The sequence below is a fragment of the Marinobacter sp. F4206 genome, assembly GCF_019392195.1.
In the GTDB taxonomy this organism is placed as follows: Bacteria; Pseudomonadota; Gammaproteobacteria; order Pseudomonadales; family Oleiphilaceae; genus Marinobacter.
The window spans coordinates 107,656-130,202 of sequence record NZ_JAHXKI010000006.1; the positions used below are offsets into that span (position 1 = coordinate 107,656).

Here is a 22,547-nt window from a genome sequence, read left to right on the forward strand (position 1 = left end):
CTTATATATCTAAAAGGTCTTCAGGAACCCCTGAGATAGCATTCTGCTACTCAGCCTTACTCTTACCGTTCTGACAAGCAACGATAAAAGACACCCGCTCGGGACATCAGGACTTGGGTCGTTTTGCACCGTACTTGGAGCGGCCCTGCTTACGGTTCTGCACACCCTGGGTGTCCAGCGTTCCGCGAACAGTGTGATAGCGCACACCCGGAAGGTCCTTTACACGACCGCCACGGATAAGCACAACACTGTGCTCCTGAAGGTTGTGACCTTCACCACCAATGTATGAGGAAACCTCGTAGCCGTTGGTCAGACGAACACGGCACACTTTACGCAGTGCTGAGTTCGGCTTCTTCGGCGTTGTGGTATACACACGAGTGCACACACCACGGCGCTGAGGGCAGGCCTGCAGAGCAGGAACATCGCTCTTGGCTACCCGGCGCTTACGAGGCTTACGCACCAACTGATTAATCGTTGCCATGTAAGCAAACTCCAAAAAACCATATCAATGAAACTTACCCCCTGTGCAGGGGGTAAAATTTAAGGGACGCAAGTGTAAGCCTGCGCCCCTGGACAGTCAAGATGACTGGTCTCTTTTTAACCACCTGTCGGGTAGGTATCTACCCGGAGGCGGTGCTCCGGCTCAACTCAGCTTTCGCGGTTGAGCTCGGCACTCAGTGCTTCTTCCACGTCAGCCGCAGTTACACCCTGAGCTTCCAGTTCGCGCTTCCGGCGGCGCTCACTGTGGTAGGCAAGACCGGTCCCCGCCGGAATCAGTCGACCAACCACAACGTTTTCCTTCAGGCCGCGCAGGTAATCACGCTTACCGGTAACCGCACCTTCGGTGAGTACCCGGGTGGTCTCCTGGAACGAAGCCGCGGAAATGAACGACTCGGTTGCCAGAGAAGCCTTGGTGATGCCGAGCAGCAGACGATCGAACCGCGCAGGCTCTTTATCTGTCGCATTGGCGTTTTCGTTTTCTTCCAGAACCTGGGTAATTTCAACCTGATCGCCGGAAAGAAGCGTGGTATCACCCGGATCCGTGATTTCTACCTTCCGCAGCATTTGTCGAACGATAACCTCGATGTGCTTATCGTTGATAACAACACCCTGCAGGCGATAGACGTCCTGGATTTCGTTGGTGATGTACTTGGCCAGTTCAACCACACCCAGCAGACGCAAGATGTCGTGCGGGTTAGACGGACCATCGGAAATCACCTCACCTTTCTCAACGGTTTCACCTTCGAACACGTTGAGCTGGCGATGCTTCGGAATCAGAACCTCATAGGCGTCAGCGTCTTTGGGCGTGATGACCAGACGCTTCTTGCCTTTAGTTTCCTTACCGAACGACACCATGCCGCTGATCTCTGCGAGGATCGACGACTCTTTCGGGCGACGGGCCTCGAAGAGATCGGCAACACGCGGCAGACCACCAGTGATATCACGGGTCTTCGAGCTTTCCTGCGGAATCCGCGCAACGACATCACCCAGCTCAATCCGGGCGCCGTTGGCCATAGTGACCAGCGCGTTCGCCGGCAGGAAGAAGATCGCAGCACCACCACCCGGCAGTTCTACATCGTTTCCGCTATCGTCCTGAATCTGAATCGCCGGACGGATATCTTTACCCGCCGCAGGGCGCTCCTTCGGATCGATCACTTCCATGGTGGACAGGCCGGTCAGTTCGTCGGTCTGGGTCCGGACAGTAATGCCCTGATCCATGTTGACAAATTTCGCGGTGCCCTCGGCCTCGGCAATGATCGGGTGGGTGTGCGGATCCCATTTGGCAACCACAACACCGGCTTCAACGGCATCGCCATGCTTCACCGACAGTACAGCACCGTATGGGAGCTTGTACCACTCGCGCTCACGACCCTGCTCGTCGGCAATCGCCAACGCGGAGGAGCGGGAAATCACAACGAGGGAGCCATCGGTCTTCTCAATGGACTTCAGGTTGTGCAGGCGAACTGTGCCGCCGTGCTTCACCTGAATGTTGTCGACCGCGGACGCCCGGCTCGCCGCACCACCAATGTGGAAGGTACGCATGGTGAGCTGGGTACCCGGCTCACCGATGGACTGGGCAGCGATAACACCGACTGCTTCACCAACGTTGACCTGATGACCACGAGCCAGATCTCGGCCGTAACACTTGGAACAAATGCCGTGACGGGTCTCACAGGTGATCGCAGAGCGCACCCAGACTTCGTCCACACCCGCACGCTCAAGAGCTTCAACGGTTTTCTCGTCCAGCAGCGTTCCGGCAGGCACAACGGCGTTGTCCTTGTCGGTCGGGGTAAAGGCATCACGGGCCGTTACACGACCCAGGACACGATCGCCCAGCGGCACAACAACGTCGCCACCTTCGATGTGCGGCGTCATCAGCAGGCCTTCATCGGTGCCACAATCTTCCTCGGTGACTACCAGGTCCTGAGACACGTCCACCAGACGGCGGGTCAGATAACCCGAGTTCGCCGTCTTCAGAGCGGTATCCGCCAGACCCTTACGAGCACCGTGGGTCGAGATGAAGTACTGGAGTACGTTCAGACCTTCACGGAAGTTCGCGGTGATCGGCGTCTCGATGATGGAGCCGTCCGGCTTGGCCATCAGACCACGCATACCGGCGAGCTGACGAATCTGGGCGGCGGAGCCCCGCGCCCCAGAGTCTGCCATCATGTAAACCGAGTTGAACGACTCCTGCATCAGGTCTTCGCCGTCTTCGCCTTTGACCGGCTTACCATCGGGACCGATGACCTGCTCTTTGGCCAAACGCTCCATCATGGCCTTGGACACTTTGTCGTTGGCCCGCGACCAGATATCGATAACCTTGTTGTACTTCTCGCCCTGGGTCAGCAGACCGGACGCATACTGGGTTTCAATGTCTTTAACTTCTTCAGAAGCTGCGTCAACCAGCTCGTACTTCTCTGGGGGAATCTCGAAATCGTTGAAGCCGATGGAGATCCCGGAAACCGTCGCGTAGTGGTAGCCCATGTACATGAGCTGATCCGCGAAGATAACCGTGTCTTTCAGACCGGCATCACGGTAGCAGGTGTTGATCAGGTTCGAGATCGCCTTCTTGACCATCGGCTTGTTGACCAGCTCGAAAGAAAGGCCATCAGGCACGATATCGAACAACAGAGCACGACCGACGGTAGTCTCAACGATGTTGTACGCCTCGGAACGCGACCCGTCCTCAGCGATCGCGACTTCTTTCACCCGGACCTTCACCTTGGCCTGGAGATCAACCTTGCCAGCGCCGTAGGCACGGTGCGCTTCCTTCACGTCGGCAAAGGTCATGCCCTCACCCAGCGCGCTCTCACGCTCTCGGGTCATGTAGTACAGACCCAGAACAACGTCCTGGGACGGCACAATGATCGGCTCGCCGTTGGCCGGCGACAGTACGTTGTTGGTGGACATCATCAACGCACGGGCTTCCAGCTGAGCCTCCAGGGTCAGCGGTACGTGGACCGCCATCTGGTCACCGTCGAAGTCGGCGTTATAGGCCGCACAAACCAACGGATGCAGCTGAATCGCCTTGCCTTCGATCAGCACCGGCTCGAACGCCTGGATACCAAGGCGGTGCAGGGTGGGCGCACGGTTCAGCATGATCGGGTGCTCACGGATGACCTCGTCCAGGATATCCCAGACAACGCCCTCTTCGCGCTCGACCATCTTCTTGGCGGCCTTGATGGTGGTCGCCAGACCGCGGTGCTCAAGCTTTGAGAAAATGAACGGCTTGAACAGTTCCAGCGCCATCTTCTTGGGCAGACCGCACTGGTGCAGACGCAGATACGGACCCACCACGATCACCGAACGACCGGAATAGTCCACACGCTTACCGAGCAGGTTCTGACGGAAACGACCCTGCTTACCCTTGATCATGTCAGCCAGGGACTTCAGCGGGCGCTTGTTGGTACCGGTAATGGCACGACCACGACGGCCGTTATCCAGCAGAGCGTCCACCGCCTCCTGCAGCATCCGCTTCTCGTTACGCACAATGATGTCCGGCGCATTGAGCTCCAGCAGACGCTTGAGGCGATTGTTCCGGTTGATCACGCGACGGTAGAGGTCGTTGAGATCAGAGGTCGCGAAACGGCCACCGTCCAGGGGCACCAACGGGCGCAGATCCGGCGGCAGAACCGGCAGCACGGTCATTACCATGTCGCCCGGCTTGTTACCCGAATAGAGGAAGGCCTCAAGAATTTTCAGACGCTTGCTGAACTTCTTGATCTTGGTTTCGGAATTGGTCTGCGGGATTTCCTCGCGCAGCGCATCCACCTCAGCCTGCAGGTCGATACCCTCAAGCAGTTCCTTAACGGCCTCGGCACCCATACGGGCGTCGAATTCGTCACCGAACTCTTCCAGGGCTTCGTAATATTGCTCGTCATTCAGCAACTGCCCGCGCTCAAGCGTGGTCATACCCGGCTCGATCACAATGAACGATTCAAAGTACAACACCCGCTCGATATCGCGCAGGGTCATGTCCAGCATCAGGCCGATACGGGACGGCAGTGATTTCAGGAACCAGATATGAGCGACCGGGCTGGCCAGCTCAATGTGCCCCATACGCTCACGGCGAACACTCGCCAGTGCCACTTCCACGCCGCACTTCTCGCAGATTACACCGCGATGCTTGAGGCGCTTGTACTTGCCGCAAAGGCACTCGTAGTCCTTGATCGGGCCGAAGATCTTGGCACAGAAAAGACCGTCACGCTCCGGTTTGAAGGTACGGTAGTTAATGGTCTCAGGCTTCTTCACTTCACCAAAAGACCATGAGCGAATCATGTCAGGCGATGCCAGGCCAATTCGGATGGCATCAAATTCCTTGCTTTGGTTCTGGCTCTTGAGAAGATTCAGCAAATCTTTCATCAGTAAAAGCTCCGGATGGCGTTAATCTCGGGCGGGCACAGGTCGTGCCCGCTCACGCTGCCAAAAACAATTCGGCTCACTCGGATTCCAGCTCGATGTCGATACCCAACGAGCGGATCTCCTTGACAAGAACGTTGAAGGACTCGGGCATGCCCGGCTCCATGCGATGATCGCCATCGACAATGTTCTTGTACATCTTGGTCCGACCATTCACATCATCAGACTTGACGGTGAGCATTTCCTGCAGCGTATACGCCGCACCGTAAGCCTCAAGGGCCCACACTTCCATCTCACCAAAGCGCTGACCACCGAACTGCGCCTTACCACCCAGCGGCTGCTGAGTAACCAGGCTGTAGGAACCGGTGGAACGAGCGTGCATCTTGTCGTCGATCAGGTGGTTCAGCTTCAGGATATACATGTAGCCGACAGTCACCGGACGATCAAACGCGTCACCGGTACGCCCGTCGTACAACAACGTCTGCCCGGTGGTGTCCAGGCCAGCCAGCTCAAGCATCCGCTTGACTTCGGCTTCCTTGGCACCATCGAAGACCGGCGTTGCCATCGGGACACCTGTGCGCAGGTTGCCGCACATCTCAAGGATTTCCTTGTCGCTCAGCGAATCCAGATCCACCTTGAACACTTCGTCCGAGTGGTTGTAGATCTCGTCCAGCAGCTGACGAAGCTCGGCAACCTTGCGCTGTTCATCCAGCATCTGGCTGATACGCTCACCCAGACCCTTGGCCGCGGCGCCCAGATGCGTCTCGAGCACCTGCCCGACGTTCATCCGTGACGGTACACCCAGCGGGTTCAGCACGACGTCGACCGTATTGCCATGCTCGTCGTAAGGCATGTCTTCAATCGGCATTACCGAAGAAATAACACCCTTGTTACCGTGACGACCGGCCATCTTGTCACCCGGCTGGATACGACGCTTGATCGCGAGGTATACCTTGACGATCTTCAGCACGCCCGGAGCCAGGTCATCACCTTGCTGCAGCTTGCCCTTCTTATCGTCGAACCGCGCTTCGTGTTCTTTCTTGCGATCCTCCAGGCCCTGCTCCGACTTCTCCAGCAGCTCGTTCAGGCTGTCATCTTTCATGCGCAGCTTGAACCAGTCCGGCCGGGGCAACTCGGCGAGGTAACCCTCGTCAAGGGTCGCTCCCTTCTTCAGATTGGGTCCACTGATGACTTCCTGACCCTTCAGGGCATTCATCAGACGCTCGAACGTGGCACCTTCAACGATGCGGTATTCGTCTTTCAGGTCCTTGCGGTACTGATCCAGCTGCTCTTTCTCGATGGACTGGGCACGCTGATCCTTCTCGATCCCGTCACGGGTGAAGACCTGCACGTCGATAACCGTACCGCGGGTACCGGTCGGGACACGCGACGACGTATCCTTCACGTCGGAGGCCTTCTCGCCAAAGATGGCACGCAGGAGCTTCTCCTCCGGCGTCAGCTGGGTCTCGCCCTTCGGCGTAACCTTGCCCACCAGGATATCGCCCGGGCCCACCTCGGCGCCGATGTAAACAATGCCGGACTCATCCAGCTTGGCCAGCGCGCTCTCACCGACGTTTGGAATATCCGCGGTGATCTCTTCGCTACCCAACTTGGTATCCCGAGCCACACAGGTCAGTTCCTGAATGTGGATGGTAGTCAGGCGGTCTTCCTGAACCACTTTCTCGGAGATGAGGATGGAGTCCTCAAAGTTGTAACCGTTCCAGGGCATGAATGCGATACGCATGTTCTGCCCCAGTGCCAGCTCACCCAGATCGACAGACGGACCGTCAGCCAGTACATCACCGCGGGCGATCACATCACCCTGGCGCACGATTGAGCGCTGGTTGATGCAGGTGTTCTGGTTTGAACGGGTGTACTTGGTGAGGTTGTAGATATCCACACCGGCGTCACCCGCCTCGGTTTCTGCGTTGTCGACACGCACCACGATACGGGCCGCATCCACGCTTTCAATGACACCGCCTCGACGGGCTGTCACACAGACACCGGAGTCCTGAGCCACGGTGCGCTCAACACCGGTACCTACCAGAGGCACCTGCGAGCGCAGGGTCGGCACGGCCTGACGCTGCATGTTTGCACCCATCAGGGCGCGGTTAGCGTCATCGTGCTCAAGGAACGGAATCAGAGACGCGGCCACCGACACAACCTGGCGCGGCGACACGTCCATGAAATTCACGCTTTCCGGCGGCGTGACGGTAAATTCGTTCTGATGGCGAACGGTAACCAGCTCATCGGTGAGGCGCTTGCTTTCCTCGTCCATGGCCGCACTGGCCTGGGCGATGACGTAGTTGCTCTCTTCGATGGCAGACAGGTACACCACTTCGTCGGTAACCACACCGTCAACAACCTTCCTGTACGGGCTCTCAAGGAAGCCGTAGGAATTGGAACGGGCATAGGTCGCCAGTGAGTTGATCAGACCGATGTTCGGGCCTTCCGGAGTCTCGATAGGACATACACGACCATAGTGAGTCGGGTGCACGTCCCGGACTTCGAAGCCGGCACGCTCACGGGTCAGACCACCCGGCCCAAGAGCCGAGATACGACGCTTGTGAGTTACTTCGGACAGCGGGTTGTTCTGATCCATAAACTGCGACAGCTGGCTGGAGCCAAAGAACTCTTTGACCGCCGCTGCTACAGGCTTGGCGTTGATCAGATCCTGTGGCATCAGGCCTTCGCTCTCGGCGAGACTCAGACGCTCCCGCACGGCGCGCTCCACCCGGACCAGGCCAACCCGGAACTGGTTCTCGGCCATTTCCCCGACACAACGCACGCGGCGGTTACCGAGGTTATCGATATCGTCCACGTTGCCCTGGCCGTTACGAATATCGATCAGGGTCTTGAGGACATCAATAATGTCGGCATGGGTAAGGATGCCTTCACCGGTGCTTTCCTCACGACGCAGGCGACGGTTGAGCTTCATGCGCCCAACGGCAGACAGGTCGTAACGCTCCTCGGAGAAGAACAGGTTGTTAAACAGGTTCTCGGCCGACTCTTTTGTCGGCGGCTCGCCAGGACGCATCATGCGGTAGATCTCAACCAGCGCTTCCAGCGGAGTGCGGGTCGGATCGATACGCAGGGTATCGGACATGAACGGACCGCAGTCCAGGTCGTTGGTGTACAGAGTCTCAATCTCGGTAACACCTGCGTCCAGGATCTTGGTGATCAGCTCTTCGGTCAGTTCGGAGTTACACTCAACCAGGACTTCACCGGTCTTGGTGTCCACCATATCCTTGGCCAATACCCGGCCATACAGGTACTCGGTCGGAACCTCGAGCTCGTTAATGCCCGCTTTTTCTAACTGTTTGATATGGCGCGCTGTAATACGACGACCTTCCTCAACAATAACCTTGCCGTCATTGTCCTTGATATCGAAGGTCGCAATGTCGCCACGCAGACGACTCGGAACCAGCTCCAGCTTGCACACTTCGGCGCCCAGGCTGAACTTACTGGTTTCGAAAAACATCTCCAACATCTGCTCGGAGGTGTACCCCAGACCGCGCAGCAGAATGGAGGCCGGCAGCTTCCGACGACGGTCGATTCGAACGAACACGGAGTCTTTCGGATCGAACTCGAAATCGAGCCAGGACCCACGGTAAGGAATCACCCGGGCCGAGTACAACAGCTTGCCGGAGGAATGGGTCTTGCCCTTGTCGTGATCGAAGAACACGCCAGGCGAGCGGTGCAACTGGGAAACAATAACACGCTCGGTACCGTTGATAACGAAGGTACCGTTTTCAGTCATCAGGGGCATTTCGCCCATGTAGACTTCCTGTTCTTTAATGTCCTTGATCGCCTTGTTGGACGATTCCTTATCGTAGATGATAAGGCGGACTTTCACCCGCAGCGGCGCTGCGTAGGTTACGCCCCTAAGCTGGCATTCCTTGACATCGAAAACCGGCTCACCGATACGATAACTCACGTATTCGAGCGCGGCGTTGCCAGAGTAACTGACAATCGGGAATACGGATTTGAATGCTGCGTGAAGACCGGTTTCCCGGCGGTCTTCAGGAGCGGCTTCCATTTGGAGGAAGTCCCGGAACGAATCCAGCTGAATAGACAGCAAATAGGGGACGTCCATCACGGAAGGCAATTTACTAAAATCTTTGCGAATCCGCTTTTTCTCAGTGTAGGAGTAAGTCATCTGCATTCCCCAGCTTTAGACCTGATACCTGGTATCAAGAAGCAACCATTGTTCTGCTTCGGGGCCGAATTGCTCGGCTTATCGCGCCGTCTTGAACAAGACTCTGGCAGTGGGCTATAGATTCGACATCAACCTGTAATCACCAACCAGACTCTGTAGCATATACAACAGAAAAAGGCCGGTGGCACAAAGCCACCAGCCTATCCATGCTTAATGCACGGTTTCGATCAACAGCCGACTCTTACTTGAGCTCAACAGAAGCGCCTGCTTCCTCAAGCTTCTTCTTGGCTTCTTCAGCGTCGTCTTTGCTGGCAGCTTCCTTGATAGTGGAAGGTGCGCCGTCGACCATTTCCTTAGCTTCTTTCAGACCCAGGCCGGTCAGTTCACGAACGGCCTTGATTACGTTGACCTTCTTCTCACCAGGACCGGTAAGAACAACGTCAAATTCGGTCTGCTCTTCAGCAGCGGCAGCTTCGCCACCAGCAGCTGCAGGCGCGGCAGCAACAGCTGCAGCGGCAGATACACCGAACTTCTCTTCCATTGCTTCAACAAGCGCAACAACGTCCATTACGCTCATTTCTGCGATTGCGTTCAAAATGTCTTCGTTAGACAGAGCCATGACTTTCTCCCAAAAATATAAAAAATGGTGTTCAACAGAATCAAGCAGCTTCTTGCTTCTGGTCGCGAACTGCCGCTACAGCACGAGTCACTTTCGAAGGAACTTCGTTCAGTGTCCGTGCCAGCTTGGTGATCGGTGCCTGTGTAACCGCGGCCAGCATCGTCAACGCTTCGTGACGTGTTGGCAGCTTGGCAAGGCGATCAATCTGGTCTGCACCCATCAGCTCTCCGCCGACGGCCAGTCCCTTGATCTCAAACGCCTCTTTCTCTTTGGCAAAATCCTTCAGCAGGCGCGCTGCCGCACCCGGATCTTCCATAGAGAATGCCAGAATGGTCGGACCAACCAGGGCCTCATCGATACACTCGAACTCGGTACCACGGATTGAGATCTTTGCCAGGTTGTTACGAACAACCTTAAGGACCACATTCTCGGCACGAGCCTTGGCACGAAGAGCCGTCATGTCACCAGAGGTAACACCACGGTAGTCAGCCAGAACCACAGACAGAGCACCACCGGCAGTCTCGTTGACTTCAGCGACGATCGCTTTCTTGTCTTCGAGTCTAATTGCCACTGGATTTCTCCTCGATTTCGCCGGGTTTATCCCGGCAAACCCATCATTGCCCTTTCGGGCGCCTTAACGGTGTTTGGGTTCAGAGAGAACGTCTTCACACCGTCTGCGCAGGCGTTGCTTTAACCCTTACTGCCCTCCCAACAGGAGGGCTTCGGGGGCCTGCGGTCTTTGACAGCCTTGGCTTCCGCCTAGACTACAAAGTAACTATCGCTCAGGAGATCAGATTGCCAGACCGCCCTGATCGATAGTCAGGCCAGGACCCATCGTCGACGAAACGGTGATCTTCTTCAGATACACACCCTTCGCCGAAGACGGCTTGGCCTTTTTCAGATCTGCGATCAGAGCTTCAAGGTTTTCCTTGATGTTCTGCGCAGAGAATTCAACGTTACCCAGCGGAGCGTGGATAATGCCGTTTTTGTCGGTACGGTAACGAACCTGACCAGCCTTGGCGTTTTTCACCGCGGTCTCGACATCAGGCGTCACGGTGCCGACCTTCGGGTTCGGCATCAGGCCACGGGGGCCAAGGATCTGACCCAGCTGACCAACAACACGCATGGCATCCGGAGTGGCAATAACCACGTCGAAGTCCATGTTGCCTTTCTTGACTTCGTCAGCCAGGTCATCCATGCCTACCACGTCAGCACCCGCTGCGGTGGCCTTCTCGGCATTTGCGCCCTGGGTAAAAACGGCTACACGTACAGTTTTACCGGTACCGTGGGGCAGAACAGTGCTGCTACGAACCACTTGGTCCGATTTACGCGCATCTACACCCAGATTTACGGCAACGTCTACAGACTCCTTGAACTTCACGTTCTGACCCAGCTCAACGAGCAGGGCAACCGCTTCGTCCACGGAGTAAGCGCGAGTAGGATCGACCTTTTCACGAATCAGCTTCTGACGCTTGCTCAGCTTTGCCATGTTACAGGCCCTCCACGTTCAGGCCCATGCTGCGGGCTGTTCCTGCAATGGTACGAACCGCTGCGTCCATATCGGCTGCAGTGAGATCCGGCTCTTTGGTCTTGGCAATCTCTTCCAGCTGCTCACGGGTCACGGTGCCGACTTTCTCGGTGTTCGGACGACCAGAGCCGCTCTTGATGCCAGCTGCCTTCTTCAGCAGAACCGGCGCAGGCGGAGTCTTGGTGATGAACGTGAAGCTGCGATCACTGTAAACTGTGATCACAGTCGGAATCGGCAGACCAGGCTCCATATCCTGAGTCTGGGCGTTAAACGCCTTGCAGAATTCCATGATGTTCACGCCGCGCTGACCCAGTGCAGGACCAACGGGGGGACTCGGGTTGGCCTTACCGGCAGCAACCTGAAGCTTGATGTAGGCTTCAATTTTTTTAGCCATGATAGCTCTCCTATGGGTTCGAACGCCTCTCGGCTCCCCTGGTTTCACAACTGCTAAGTGCAGACACAAAAAGCCCGCGTCGCCAGAGCGCGCGAGCTTTCAGCTTATCAGCCGCTGATCAGTCCTTTTCGACCTGCCCAAACTCCAACTCTACCGGAGTTGAACGCCCGAAAATGAGCACAGCGACCTTAACCCGACTCTTGTCGTAGTCAACTTCCTCGACGACGCCATTGAAGTCAGCAAACGGCCCCTCAATAACACGCACAATTTCGCCCGGCTCAAACAGCGTCTTCGGCTTCGGCTTCTCGGCACCACTCTCAACCCGACGCAGGATGGCTTCTGCCTCACGCTCGGTGATCGGTGCCGGCTTGTCTTTGGTGCCGCCGATAAAACCCAGAACCCGCGGCGTATTCTTAACAAGGTGCCACGTACCGTCGTCCATTTCCATCTGCACGAGTACGTATCCCGGATAAAACTTCCGCTCACTCTTGCGCTTTTTACCTTCGCGCATTTCGACAACTTCTTCGGTCGGGACCAGGATGTCGCCGAACTTATCTTCCATGCCGTTAAGCGCAACGCGCTCCTTCAGAGTGCGCATTACGTGCTTTTCAAAGCCAGAATACGCATGAACGACGTACCAGCGCTTAGCCATTGCCCACTCCTGTTAACCGATAAATCCGGCGACCAACATACTGATCAGCGAATCCATACCCCACAATAACAGCGCCACAACCAGCACAAAAACCACCACAATTACGGTAGTTTGCACCAGCTCAGGCCTGGTGGGCCATACCACTTTCCGAATCTCTACCCGCGCTTCCTTCAACAGCGTCGCAAAACGACGACCGCGATCTGTCTGAAGCGCCACCAGGGCCGCAACAATAGCGAGACCCACGAGAGCCAGAACCCGATACAGCAGAGACTCGGCACCAAAATACTGATTTCCCACCACACCGATGGCAATCAGAGCGAAAACAACCAGCCACTTCAAGAAATCGAAACGGCTGGTTGACTGAACGGCTTTTGACTCCATAGGAATCAACTTATGTATCCGGATGTTGAAAAATGGCAGGCCAGGAGGGAATCGAACCCCCAACCTGCGGTTTTGGAGACCGCTGCTCTGCCAATTGAGCTACTGGCCTGCACCGAAACAACTCAGTGCACTTACTTCGAGTCTATTACTCGATGATCTTGGCAACCACGCCGGCACCAACGGTACGGCCACCTTCGCGAATCGCGAAGCGCAGGCCATCTTCCATGGCGATCGGAGCGATCAGGGTAACACTCATCTTCACGTTGTCACCCGGCATAACCATTTCCACGCCTTCCGGCAGTTCACAGGAACCGGTTACGTCGGTCGTACGGAAGTAGAACTGCGGGCGGTAGCCCTTGAAGAACGGAGTATGACGACCGCCTTCTTCCTTGCTCAATACGTACACTTCACACTCGAACTTGGTGTGCGGAGTGATGGAGCCCGGAACCGCCAGAACCTGACCACGCTCAACGTCGTCACGCTTGGTACCACGCAGCAGAACACCAACGTTCTCACCGGCACGGCCTTCGTCCAGCAGCTTGCGGAACATCTCAACACCGGTACAAGTGGTCTTCACGGTATCCTTGATACCAACGATTTCCACTTCGTCACCAACCTTGATGATGCCACGCTCAACACGACCGGTCACAACGGTACCACGACCAGAGATGGAGAATACGTCCTCGATCGGCATCAGGAACGGCTGATCAATCGCACGCTCCGGCTCCGGGATGTAGTCGTCCAGGGCTTCTACCAGCTTCTTAACAGCGGTAGTACCCATCTCGTTGTCGTCCTTACCGTCCAGCGCCATCAGCGCGGAACCGGTAATGATCGGGGTGTCGTCGCCCGGGAAGTCGTACTGGCTCAGCAGATCACGAACTTCCATCTCGACCAGCTCAAGCAGCTCTTCGTCGTCGACCATGTCGGCCTTGTTCAGGAACACGACAATGTACGGTACGCCAACCTGACGGGACAGCAGGATGTGCTCGCGAGTCTGCGGCATGGGGCCGTCAGCGGCGGAGCAAACCAGGATCGCGCCGTCCATCTGCGCCGCACCAGTGATCATGTTCTTCACATAGTCAGCGTGGCCCGGGCAGTCTACGTGTGCGTAGTGGCGAGTCGGGGAATCGTACTCAACGTGGGAAGTCGCGATGGTGATACCACGCGCCTTCTCTTCCGGTGCGTTATCGATCTGATCGAATGCACTGGCAGAACCAGTACCCCAGACTTCGTGGCACACACGAGTCAGAGCGGCGGTCAGAGTGGTCTTACCATGGTCAACGTGACCAATGGTGCCGACGTTGAGGTGCGGCTTACTGCGATCAAACTTTTCTTTAGACATTCGACCAATCTCCCTAATCAACCTGGATCATAACGTTGACCGGATTAATAATGGAGCTCATGGGCGGATTTGAACCGCCGACCTCACCCTTACCAAGGGTGTGCTCTACCAACTGAGCTACATGAGCATTACAAACTAAATTGGAGCGGGCAGCGGGAATCGAACCCGCGTCATCAGCTTGGAAGGCTGAGGTAATAGCCACTATACGATGCCCGCGAGCAATTAGTGGTGGAGGGGGCAGGATTCGAACCTGCGAAGGCGATGCCGTCAGATTTACAGTCTGATCCCTTTGGCCACTCGGGAACCCCTCCGAGTCAGATCCGCTAACGCGAACCTGTCAAAACAAAAAGTGGAGCTGGCGGACGGAATCGAACCCCCGACCTGCTGATTACAAGTCAGCTGCTCTACCAACTGAGCTACGCCAGCTCACAATCGCCTCGTCAGCGAGGGCGGTATACTACGGATTTTTTTTGGGCGTTGCAACACCCTCGCAAGGGTTGATTTCGACGAAATCGAAATTGCTCCCGTAATCCGCTTTCACCGCCTCAACCAGCTCTTCAGCAAGCTCTGGCTCAGCCTCAAAAACGAGCGCGTAGCTTATCTGATTTCGGGGGAAGTTGGCCAGTACCGCATTAAAATTCTGACGCTTTTTTTCTTCCAGCACGGATATTGCTGCTGTCCGCGACTCAAACAGGCCGAGAGATATCGCATTGCGGTTCTCCCCCTCAGTGACCAGGTACGAATCAATACCCTGACGCTGGATGTCCCGGAACTGCCTCAACGCCACCGATCGGGGCTGCGGTGGGATGATAACCCAGTGATAAGGGGGCAACTCCCGCTCCACCTCTTCGAAGGTCACACCAACCTCTTGGGCCAGGGGCTGATTGGCCACCAGAGCCTGAGCAGCCTCAAGCGACTCAAACAGCCCCATCCGGACGCAGACCGGCGGGACAGTAACCGGCTCCGCAGCCGCCGTCTCCGGCTCGGGAGGCGCTGGATCCTGCACCTCATTTACCCCGACCTCAGGCCCCTCCGCCCTGGAAAGCCCTTGGCTCGCGGGCGGGGGCTCGGCAACGGGCACCGTCGGGGCAGAGGACTCGGACGGCGACGACCGCTCTGTGTTTTTCAAACTGGCTACGCGAGGTAGGCTCCCGGCGGCACCGGGTTCCGAGGTTGCGGGCGCCTGAAGTGCGCCGGCATAGTACCAGACCCCCAGATTGAGAATTAATATAAGGAAGGCAAACCACTTCATTCCGCCCGATCCTCATTGTCTATCAATTCAAGCCCTTCCAGGACCAATTGTGGCCGATTCGTCGCGGAGAGCCCCAGCCCCAGAAGGCGATCGGCATCCCCCCCGGTAACGACGATATCGTTCAGACCATAAGTCCCGGCGTCCTTGTGGATCCGATCCACCATGGACGCCGACAGCCAGGCCAGACCGTGATTGACGCATTCCCCAGTGGATCTTCCGGGCCCGGTATCGAGCACCTGGTCCGGATCAAAGCCGATGCGGGCAGCATCCGTCTTGAGACTGCGAAGCATCATGTGGAGGCCGGGCAGAATAAAGCCGCCAACGTGGTTTCCCGAATGATCGACATAATCGACGGTAACCGCGCTTCCGGCATCCACGACCGCAAAACTGCCAGACATGGAATGCCACGCACCGTACATGGCATGCCAGCGATCGGCCCCCATCCTGTGATAATCAGCATAGGCGTTCACCAGCCCGCCACGACGGGACTCCGCCCAGTAGAACCGGACCGGTGCAGCGGTTCGCGTTGCCAGATATTCGATGAGCTTTAAACGCTTCTCCTCCGACGCCACCGTTGAGACTGCCACGCCGGTGATATCTCTGGCATCAACGGATAGCCCTGGCAACGGATCAGCATCATCCAGCCGCCCCAGCCCCCTACCCAGAATATGACCGGCCCGGTCCAGGCGCCATTTCAACAGGGAGTTGCCGGCATCTATCAACAACCTCATGATGCTACCCGCAGGCTGATCTCTCCCGCGCGCACCGGGACGACGCCCTCGTCTGTGCGCAGAAGATAGTTACCCGACTCATCAATGCCATCCCCCGTTCCACGAACACTTCCGCCTCTGGCCTCGAGAGACCGCCCACGGAAAATGTCCCGTCGCTGCCAAGGCTCGCGAAAATCCTGAAAGCCAACGTCCGAGAAAACATGAGCAGCATCGAGGACAGCAGTGATAACGGAACCGGCAATTTCACTCCGGGACCAACTAACGGCCGGGTAGGCCCGGGCCAGGCTGCTCCAGGGCTGGTCCACATCTTCGGCTTCTGACATATGGACGTTAATACCGATGCCGGCAATCACCTGAACAACCCCTTCCTGCAACTCCCCCTGCAGCTCTACCAGAATCCCGCCCAATTTGCCCTGGGGCAGAAAAATATCGTTGGGCCATTTCAGACCGATGTCGGACGCACCCAGCCCTTCAAGAGCATTGGAAACGGCAACCCCGAGCACCAGGCTCAAGCCATCAAGAACCGAAAACCCGCCATGAAAGGTAAGCCCCATGCTCATGTACAGATTCTGCCCTCGTGGACTACTCCAGTTGCGCCCCCGGCGACCCCGGCCTTCAGTCTGACAATCAGCAATGGCGACAGGAATTCCACCGGCACCGTCGGCCACCTGCCTCACAACTTCGGCGTTGGTCGAATCCACCTCATCCAGAACCGTGAGGCTCAACTCAGACCGATGGTGCTCATCAACGGCCTTCAGGACAACGTCATGCTCCAGCATGTCAACAATGGATACCAGCTGGTATCCCCGTCCACGAATGGTGTCAATTTTGAAGCCTTCGTCCATTGCACGCCGGATCTGCTTCCAGACTGCCGTTCGGCTCACGCCGAGCTGACCAGCCAGCGATTCTCCGGAGTGAACTTCGCCATCGCTCAGTAAGGTAATCAGTGCCTTGGATTTCATCAGACATTTTCCGGCCAGGGGAGTAGTAACGCCGGATTAAACAACAGGAGAGCACAAAAGACAAAACTGGCGGCCGCCGCCTGTGCGACAGACCACCAAAATGCTCAGGGAATGGGGGTGGCGGTCAGGTTCGCCTTGATATCAAAATTCTGCATGCTGACGCCGTAAACTGCCGTCTGTGAGCCACCATTCGGATGCACCAGATCAATGCTCTGGATCGACAACTCCTTGAACTGGCTCTGTGCCTTTACCGCAAAGCCGAGGGGACGCTTTAACCGATCCTCCGCCGTTGGATCTGAAACATAACGGTAACCCTCCGGTGCCGAAGGATCCATGATCTTCTCATCGCCGCGCGCTCCCATTACGCCCAACGAATCCGCCCCCTCTTCTTTCTTGACCACCCTGGTCTGGAAGACGTCCACCGATAGGTCGGTGCGGACGCCGAAGGTGTTATCGTCGGATCCGTCGCCGTCGAAATCACCACCATCACTGGTATGAATGTCGTCAAGAACCAGGCGGGTACCGGTTCCGTTCACGGGATTACCACTGCCATCCTTCTCGCGGTTGGTTTCCCATGTCAGGGCATTCCTTTTGGCCTGACTGATCGCCCGGGCGAAGACCTGTTTCAGCCGGATAGTGATCCCCTCGTCGCCACGGTTTTCCCAAAGGCCACCCGACGCCAAGCAGGTAGACTGATCACTTCCAGACCCGCCGGCACAGACAGATCCCGCCCCTCCCGGGACAACAGTCATGCTGCTGCCGGTTTCGTAATTCTGCACCACAAAGCGACCAAAACTCCGACCGGAATACTTGTCGCCGACCCGCAGGTTTCCGATATCCATGGTGCTCCAGGCCTCGCCTCTGCCAATGACCAATCCATCCTCCGTCACATCGAGGGTCATGTTACGAACGTGACCCTCGTAATCGAGCTCACCAATCCAGAGTCCTTTCTGACTGATTTCTCCACTGCCCTCGTCATAGGGTGCCGCAATAATCGCGGCTCTGCCATTGCGGAGCCTTATGTCTGAATTGATCGTAAGGCCTTCCCCACTGGCGCCTCCGGGGCCCAGGGTCATCTGGCCATCGAGCTCAAACTCATAGGCCGGATAGAATCCGAGTGCCAGCAATAATTCCGTCCCACCCTGCAGGGGCGCATCGTCGCTCCCGACCCGTAGTCCATTGATGCGGTAACCGGCGCGGATTCCCTCGAATCCCACACGGAGGCCATCGTAAAATCGGGTCCCGTGGCGAACTTCATCCCGGGTCACGTTAACGGTGACATCACCCTGCCCCCAGGACTGCAGGCCGCTGAAGATCACCCGATTACCGTCCTCCGTGTAACTAAAGTCAGCCAGACGCAAACTCCACTCGGCCGCAAGGCGCAAGCCTTGAGGTCCCGCCTCCGCATGTCCCCCGCCTTGTAGGTACAGGGCATTGGTATAGGTGCGCCCACCAAACGACTGGTCTTCGAGCAGAAAGCTCAGGTTTACTGCGCCAATGCTTTTCCCGTTGCCGCCCATCTCGATCGCGCCCACCCCAAACTGACCCTCTATCGAGTCTACTGTGAAAGCCAGGGCTGGCCGTCCCAGGCGGTCATTGTCTACATCGAGCCGGAGGTCATGGATGCTGTAGGCGCCGGTTATATCCCGTAATGCCAGGGCGCTACCGTCATCGAGATATAGAAAGGAAGCACTGTGGATGGCGGTTTCGTTGTCGATGCGCAGACCTTCACCACTGCGACCGCCGGCCGTAATGTCGGTTGATGAGGACAGTTCGTAATGACCGCTCAACCCTCCGAAGGACGGCAGGGGCACGCCCGATGAAACATCCTCGCTGACGCCGTGATTTCGAGGGTTATTGCTGTATCTGATGGCACCTACGCGCCAGGCAGCCGTCACTCTCGGCGCATCAAGCTGCAAAGTATCATCCACCACATCCAGAGTAACGCCCAGGGCTTCGACATCCATGGTGATGTCGTCAAGAACAATCTCATTGCCATTGGTTCGATAGCCGAGACGCCCACCGGTCATGGTGTATGCCGAGTCAAACGTATAACCGGTCCCGCCTGCCGCACCACCCTGCCGGATACGCAACGTTCCCTCGAGCGAGTGATCGAAAAACACGCCGCCCATACTGACGCCGGGTGCCCCAGCCAATCGGACATCACCGAATTCAATGCGGCGATCCTCCACCAGATAATCCAGGTTGAGCGAGGCATCGTCACCGATATCAACCATGAGCAGGTGATACGCCTGTCCCGCTGGATCGACAGCCGATCCCACGCGGAATCCCTCAAGATGAATGCCATTGCCGTCATCAAAATAGGAGACCCGGTTCGTCGACAACCCCAGCTCCATTTCCATCGTCAACCCGCGTTGCCCGCTGATGCCGGCCATCGTGGATTCGTCGAGACGCTGCAATTCGGCGTGCGTCACCGGCGCCAGCCCACCGCCAAGCAACGCGGAGCTGACCATGGCTGCCGCCCTATACCGGACCCTGTTTTTCATACCCTTTCTCTCGGCCTCCAACTAAGGACTCCCCGTTGGAAAAACCAGCAGATTACCTTCCATGATGACCTCACCCTGCATTTCCACCGAAAAAATATCGGTTTGCTGAAATCCGGGGTCCGTCGGCCGTGCGGTGCTACTGGCGGCAATCTTGAACTGCACGTCACTGAAACGAACGGTGTTCGGAAGCCCCAACTCGAGAACATCGCGGTTGAACAGTTCACCGTCCCCTCCGAAGCCGGAATCGACGGTTCTTATCCGTAGCGTCAGCCCTTCAAAAGCGAAGCTCCCCCGAATATCATCCAGCACCATCCAGCCGCCGCTTTCTTTCAAACGATAGGCAAACCGGGCCCCGCATTTTTTCCCGTTATCGTCACAACGACCAAAGTAGCTGTCCTCTACCGGACCACCCATCTCGTTGATACTGATATCACCCGATAGATATATACCGCTCTGGCCAGCAACCCGTGCCATGGCTTCGTCCCCCAGGCGAGAGAGTTCGGCGGCAACCGGCAACGCCGCTAATATCGAAAAGAACGAGAACACCCCGACCTGCCATTTTCGAGTAGTCATGGCGTCAAATCCCTGGTTCGAATGTTGAGATGTTGAATGAGCATGCCTTGAACCCGGGCAGAGCCGAAGTCCCGGGTACCAACGGTGAAATTCCCGATACTCAGATTGCTCCGGAATTCCGGATTGGTGTAGTAGGCTTCGTAGAAGTCCCAGCTGTCAGGATTACTGCTACCGCGCAGGCCATCGGCGCCGATCTCACCCACCGCGGGCTGGCCTATTGAAGCCACATCCACCACGAAATTACCGGTGCCGTCCACATCAAAAAAAACCGGCTGTAACTGATTACCTATGGCCAGTTGCAGGGCAAAATCGGTCAGGAGAATACGCGATCCGCAGGCGCTGCCATCCTGGGTACAGGCGTTGACGGAGAGTTCGGGAGAATAGAAATTCAGCTTGAATTGGCCCACCATCTGGCGGCGCTCGTTATCCCCCCACAGCCGCAGGTAACTGCCATCGATGACCGCCGTCTTCGCATGAATATTGATATTGGCGGATCGGTCATCTCCGACTGCAACATTCATCTGCAGGCCGATATCAGGGCGCTCACCGACAAAGCCGGCGGTGGCCGGGCGACTGGCGCAGGTCCCGCTGCCAACGCCAGCACTGGCATTCATGCAATCGTAACCTTCCGACGCTCCGACCATGGCCGGAGCCGCGAATTCAAGCACGGCCTTCTCAGGGACCCCAATGGTATTACCATCGACGATATCGATACTCCATGGATTGACCAGTCGGCCAAGGTTCACCGGACTCAGGTTTTCACCGTAGTTGCTGCCCGCACCCGAGATGTAAAGGTGATTCACCGTTATATCGACCTCACGGCCATCGGTGCTCTTGATCCCTCCAATGCGGAAGATACGCCCTTGAGCTCCACTGGCGTCGGGCTCATCGGTACCATGGGAGAACTTGAAGTTTTCGAGCACAAATCCGATTCCCGCGCCGTCTATGTTGGACATTTCGTTTTCCGATAGCCCTTCCATCTCGGCGTGAACGGGCAAAGGGCCCAACAAAACGAAAACCAGCGCCAGTAAAGAAACCGCACGGAATGGAATGGGCTGGATAACAGAATCAGTCACGACACCCTCCTTAAAAGAGCCCCTTTCCGCGATCGATGTATTCAGTCCGATAACGCTGGGTACCGTATAGCGCCTCGTTCAGGTTCACCTCGGTGGCTCCGTTCGGAATGTTGAAAAAGGCACCGGAGGTTGCGCGGAGGAAATCCTCTGGTGAAAGGTCCGTTTTACTGACGTCCTTCAGCCAATCGAGATCCTTGGTCTGAAACGAAATAAAGGCACCATCGACGGGGCCGGCAATCCTTCGCTCACCATCAACCTCGCTGACTTGCCCGATCGGAAAACTGTTGTAGATATCCAGATCGAAGCAAGAGTCGATCCCCAGAACCAGGCAATCCTCTGCGTAGACATTTATGTCGCCACTGCCGCAACTGAAAAACGAACAATCCGGCACATCGATCCGAGAACTTGAACCCCAGCCGATCAGGTTCTTCACCGACCACCGTGTAAAACCGCTCGCACCTTCGAGTACGAATTTCTCACCATCCGGAATCCCGATGTATTCAGCGCGGACCGGGTCCAGGGAACCAATATTCGGGTCACCCTCTGCGCCATAGACCAACTCGGCTTTGGTCGAGAGCGGACTGCCACCCTCCAGAAGGGGCGTCAGCAGCACTATGACCTGATCAAAGAAGTTACCACTTGAACTGGCCTCGCTGAGTCCCTCGCCCCGATCGATGATGTCGACGTTTACATTGCCGGTAAGGGTTTTGATCTTTCCGGACAGGATGCCCATGGACTCACCAAAGCCCAGACGAAAGCCAACGATTTCTTCCGTGGACTCATCGAAGGCAAATTCGAAATAGGGGTTCTGAATCGAGAACGGGACGATCTCACCTTCGGCGTAGGCCGTGCCGTCGGGCTTCCGCTGGCGCGGCGCTTCCGGGTTGGCATTGTAATAGGCCTGGTTATTGATGTAGCCGAGGGCAAAATCTTCTATATAGACATCAGAGGTGCCGGGTTTCTCGCCATCACGCTCATAGCGCCCCATTTCGAGTACATCCACATTGGTCTGGATATCGATATCCATTCCAAGATTTACCCGGGTATAGGCGGTGGCGTCACTTGCATCAGGGTGGTATTGCCGATCAATGGAGACGAACGCCTGGCCGGTGACCTCCGACATCTGCTGGTCGGAAATCGGACGAAGGTCGGCGGCGGCTCCCGCACTCACGAGCGGCAACAGAAGGCAGCAAACTGCTTTGGTACTCATAGTCACATCCCTTTGAAGCCGTCTTGTTCTTATTCACGGCTTAGTCAAATGATGACTGATGAGCGTCTCTGAGGCTGGCCTGAGGTTGTTCGGTTATTGTTAGCCAGTTCTTTTACGTAAGGCTAATCTTTTTTACACACTGTCACTGTGAGGCACTTCAAAATTTGGGGACTTCCCGCGTCACGGCAATTTTTCTCCAGGCAATAAAAAACCCCAGCTTCGAGGAAGCTGGGGTTTAGGTATTAAGAGTCTGACGATGACCTACTCTCACATGGGCAATGCCACACTACCATCGGCGCAG

The 22,547-nt window shown here is 56.6% G+C and carries 17 protein-coding genes and 5 tRNA genes; all 22 read right to left on the reverse strand.

The window, feature by feature from the left end; genetic code table 11:
- Positions 1 to 106: 106 nt before the first annotated feature.
- Positions 107 to 481 (reverse strand): 30S ribosomal protein S12, encoded by a 375-nt coding sequence (gene rpsL, locus KZO34_RS17895; protein WP_148607559.1) that lies wholly within the window; start codon positions 479 to 481, stop codon positions 107 to 109.
- 167 nt (positions 482 to 648) lie between these two features.
- Entirely contained in the window at positions 649 to 4,863 is a 4,215-nt protein-coding gene (gene rpoC / locus KZO34_RS17900; RefSeq protein WP_219478287.1) for a DNA-directed RNA polymerase subunit beta', read from the reverse strand.
- A gap of 76 nt (positions 4,864 to 4,939) precedes the next feature.
- The gene (gene rpoB / locus KZO34_RS17905) at positions 4,940 to 9,019 is read right to left on the reverse strand and encodes a DNA-directed RNA polymerase subunit beta (protein WP_219478288.1); all 4,080 of its coding nucleotides are present in this window, start codon (positions 9,017 to 9,019) and stop codon (positions 4,940 to 4,942) included.
- Between the two features lie 241 nt (positions 9,020 to 9,260).
- Entirely contained in the window at positions 9,261 to 9,638 is a 378-nt protein-coding gene (gene rplL / locus KZO34_RS17910; RefSeq protein WP_219478291.1) for a 50S ribosomal protein L7/L12, read from the reverse strand.
- A gap of 40 nt (positions 9,639 to 9,678) precedes the next feature.
- Positions 9,679 to 10,209, reverse strand: coding sequence for a 50S ribosomal protein L10 (gene rplJ, locus KZO34_RS17915; protein ID WP_219478293.1), 531 nt, complete (start codon positions 10,207 to 10,209; stop codon positions 9,679 to 9,681).
- 219 nt (positions 10,210 to 10,428) lie between these two features.
- Positions 10,429 to 11,127 (reverse strand): 50S ribosomal protein L1, encoded by a 699-nt coding sequence (rplA, locus tag KZO34_RS17920; RefSeq protein ID WP_219478295.1) that lies wholly within the window; start codon positions 11,125 to 11,127, stop codon positions 10,429 to 10,431.
- A gap of 1 nt (position 11,128) precedes the next feature.
- On the reverse strand, positions 11,129 to 11,560 hold the full coding sequence (gene rplK, locus KZO34_RS17925; RefSeq protein ID WP_041343263.1) for a 50S ribosomal protein L11: 432 nt from the start codon (positions 11,558 to 11,560) through the stop codon (positions 11,129 to 11,131).
- A 118-nt stretch (positions 11,561 to 11,678) separates the two neighbouring features.
- Positions 11,679 to 12,212 (reverse strand): transcription termination/antitermination protein NusG, encoded by a 534-nt coding sequence (gene nusG / locus KZO34_RS17930; RefSeq protein ID WP_219478296.1) that lies wholly within the window; start codon positions 12,210 to 12,212, stop codon positions 11,679 to 11,681.
- Positions 12,213 to 12,224: 12 nt separating this feature from the next.
- On the reverse strand, positions 12,225 to 12,593 hold the full coding sequence (gene secE, locus KZO34_RS17935) for a preprotein translocase subunit SecE (protein ID WP_219478298.1): 369 nt from the start codon (positions 12,591 to 12,593) through the stop codon (positions 12,225 to 12,227).
- Positions 12,594 to 12,626: 33 nt separating this feature from the next.
- A tRNA-Trp gene (locus KZO34_RS17940) sits at positions 12,627 to 12,702 on the reverse strand.
- A 36-nt stretch (positions 12,703 to 12,738) separates the two neighbouring features.
- The gene (gene tuf, locus KZO34_RS17945) at positions 12,739 to 13,935 is read right to left on the reverse strand and encodes an elongation factor Tu (RefSeq protein WP_219478281.1); all 1,197 of its coding nucleotides are present in this window, start codon (positions 13,933 to 13,935) and stop codon (positions 12,739 to 12,741) included.
- Between the two features lie 51 nt (positions 13,936 to 13,986).
- Positions 13,987 to 14,062, reverse strand: a tRNA-Thr gene (locus tag KZO34_RS17950).
- 14 nt (positions 14,063 to 14,076) lie between these two features.
- Positions 14,077 to 14,151, reverse strand: a tRNA-Gly gene (locus KZO34_RS17955).
- Positions 14,152 to 14,161: 10 nt separating this feature from the next.
- A tRNA-Tyr gene (locus KZO34_RS17960) sits at positions 14,162 to 14,246 on the reverse strand.
- A 39-nt stretch (positions 14,247 to 14,285) separates the two neighbouring features.
- Positions 14,286 to 14,361 (reverse strand) — tRNA-Thr (locus KZO34_RS17965).
- A 31-nt stretch (positions 14,362 to 14,392) separates the two neighbouring features.
- On the reverse strand, positions 14,393 to 15,187 hold the full coding sequence (locus KZO34_RS18750; RefSeq protein ID WP_257900515.1) for a hypothetical protein: 795 nt from the start codon (positions 15,185 to 15,187) through the stop codon (positions 14,393 to 14,395).
- Positions 15,184 to 15,918 carry a type III pantothenate kinase gene (locus KZO34_RS17975; RefSeq protein ID WP_219478300.1) on the reverse strand — a complete coding sequence of 245 codons (735 nt, stop codon included), beginning with the start codon at positions 15,916 to 15,918 and terminating at the stop codon, positions 15,184 to 15,186. Before KZO34_RS17975 ends, KZO34_RS18750 begins: the two co-directional genes overlap by 4 nt.
- Positions 15,915 to 16,880: a biotin--[acetyl-CoA-carboxylase] ligase gene (locus tag KZO34_RS17980; RefSeq protein WP_219478302.1), complete on the reverse strand. Its 966-nt coding sequence runs from the start codon at positions 16,878 to 16,880 to the stop codon at positions 15,915 to 15,917. The genes KZO34_RS17975 and KZO34_RS17980 overlap by 4 nt, the downstream gene beginning before the upstream one ends.
- A 104-nt stretch (positions 16,881 to 16,984) precedes the next feature.
- A complete protein-coding gene (locus KZO34_RS17985) occupies positions 16,985 to 19,387 on the reverse strand; it encodes a DUF6160 family protein (protein ID WP_257900516.1) in 2,403 nt (800 codons plus the stop codon).
- Between the two features lie 21 nt (positions 19,388 to 19,408).
- Positions 19,409 to 19,960, reverse strand: a complete 552-nt coding sequence (locus tag KZO34_RS17990) for a hypothetical protein (protein ID WP_219478304.1) — start codon at positions 19,958 to 19,960, stop codon at positions 19,409 to 19,411.
- On the reverse strand, positions 19,957 to 21,036 hold the full coding sequence (locus KZO34_RS17995) for a hypothetical protein (protein WP_308318841.1): 1,080 nt from the start codon (positions 21,034 to 21,036) through the stop codon (positions 19,957 to 19,959). Before KZO34_RS17995 ends, KZO34_RS17990 begins: the two co-directional genes overlap by 4 nt.
- A 10-nt stretch (positions 21,037 to 21,046) precedes the next feature.
- On the reverse strand, positions 21,047 to 22,246 hold the full coding sequence (locus tag KZO34_RS18000; RefSeq protein WP_219478306.1) for a DUF6160 family protein: 1,200 nt from the start codon (positions 22,244 to 22,246) through the stop codon (positions 21,047 to 21,049).
- Positions 22,247 to 22,547 lie beyond the last annotated feature (301 nt).

Coding starts and splice junctions, on each gene's coding strand:
- rpsL (WP_148607559.1), bottom strand. CDS start 481: ATGGCAACGATTAATCAGTTGGTGCGTAAGCCTCGTAAGCGCCGGGTA.
- rpoC (WP_219478287.1), bottom strand. CDS start 4,863: ATGAAAGATTTGCTGAATCTTCTCAAGAGCCAGAACCAAAGCAAGGAA.
- rpoB (WP_219478288.1), bottom strand. CDS start 9,019: ATGACTTACTCCTACACTGAGAAAAAGCGGATTCGCAAAGATTTTAGT.
- rplL (WP_219478291.1), bottom strand. CDS start 9,638: ATGGCTCTGTCTAACGAAGACATTTTGAACGCAATCGCAGAAATGAGC.
- rplA (WP_219478295.1), bottom strand. CDS start 11,127: ATGGCAAAGCTGAGCAAGCGTCAGAAGCTGATTCGTGAAAAGGTCGAT.
- rplK (WP_041343263.1), bottom strand. CDS start 11,560: ATGGCTAAAAAAATTGAAGCCTACATCAAGCTTCAGGTTGCTGCCGGT.
- nusG (WP_219478296.1), bottom strand. CDS start 12,212: ATGGCTAAGCGCTGGTACGTCGTTCATGCGTATTCTGGCTTTGAAAAG.
- secE (WP_219478298.1), bottom strand. CDS start 12,593: ATGGAGTCAAAAGCCGTTCAGTCAACCAGCCGTTTCGATTTCTTGAAG.
- tuf (WP_219478281.1), bottom strand. CDS start 13,935: ATGTCTAAAGAAAAGTTTGATCGCAGTAAGCCGCACCTCAACGTCGGC.
- KZO34_RS18750 (WP_257900515.1), bottom strand. CDS start 15,187: ATGAAGTGGTTTGCCTTCCTTATATTAATTCTCAATCTGGGGGTCTGG.
- KZO34_RS17975 (WP_219478300.1), bottom strand. CDS start 15,918: ATGAGGTTGTTGATAGATGCCGGCAACTCCCTGTTGAAATGGCGCCTG.
- KZO34_RS17980 (WP_219478302.1), bottom strand. CDS start 16,880: ATGAAATCCAAGGCACTGATTACCTTACTGAGCGATGGCGAAGTTCAC.
- KZO34_RS17985 (WP_257900516.1), bottom strand. CDS start 19,387: ATGAAAAACAGGGTCCGGTATAGGGCGGCAGCCATGGTCAGCTCCGCG.
- KZO34_RS17990 (WP_219478304.1), bottom strand. CDS start 19,960: ATGACTACTCGAAAATGGCAGGTCGGGGTGTTCTCGTTCTTTTCGATA.
- KZO34_RS18000 (WP_219478306.1), bottom strand. CDS start 22,246: ATGAGTACCAAAGCAGTTTGCTGCCTTCTGTTGCCGCTCGTGAGTGCG.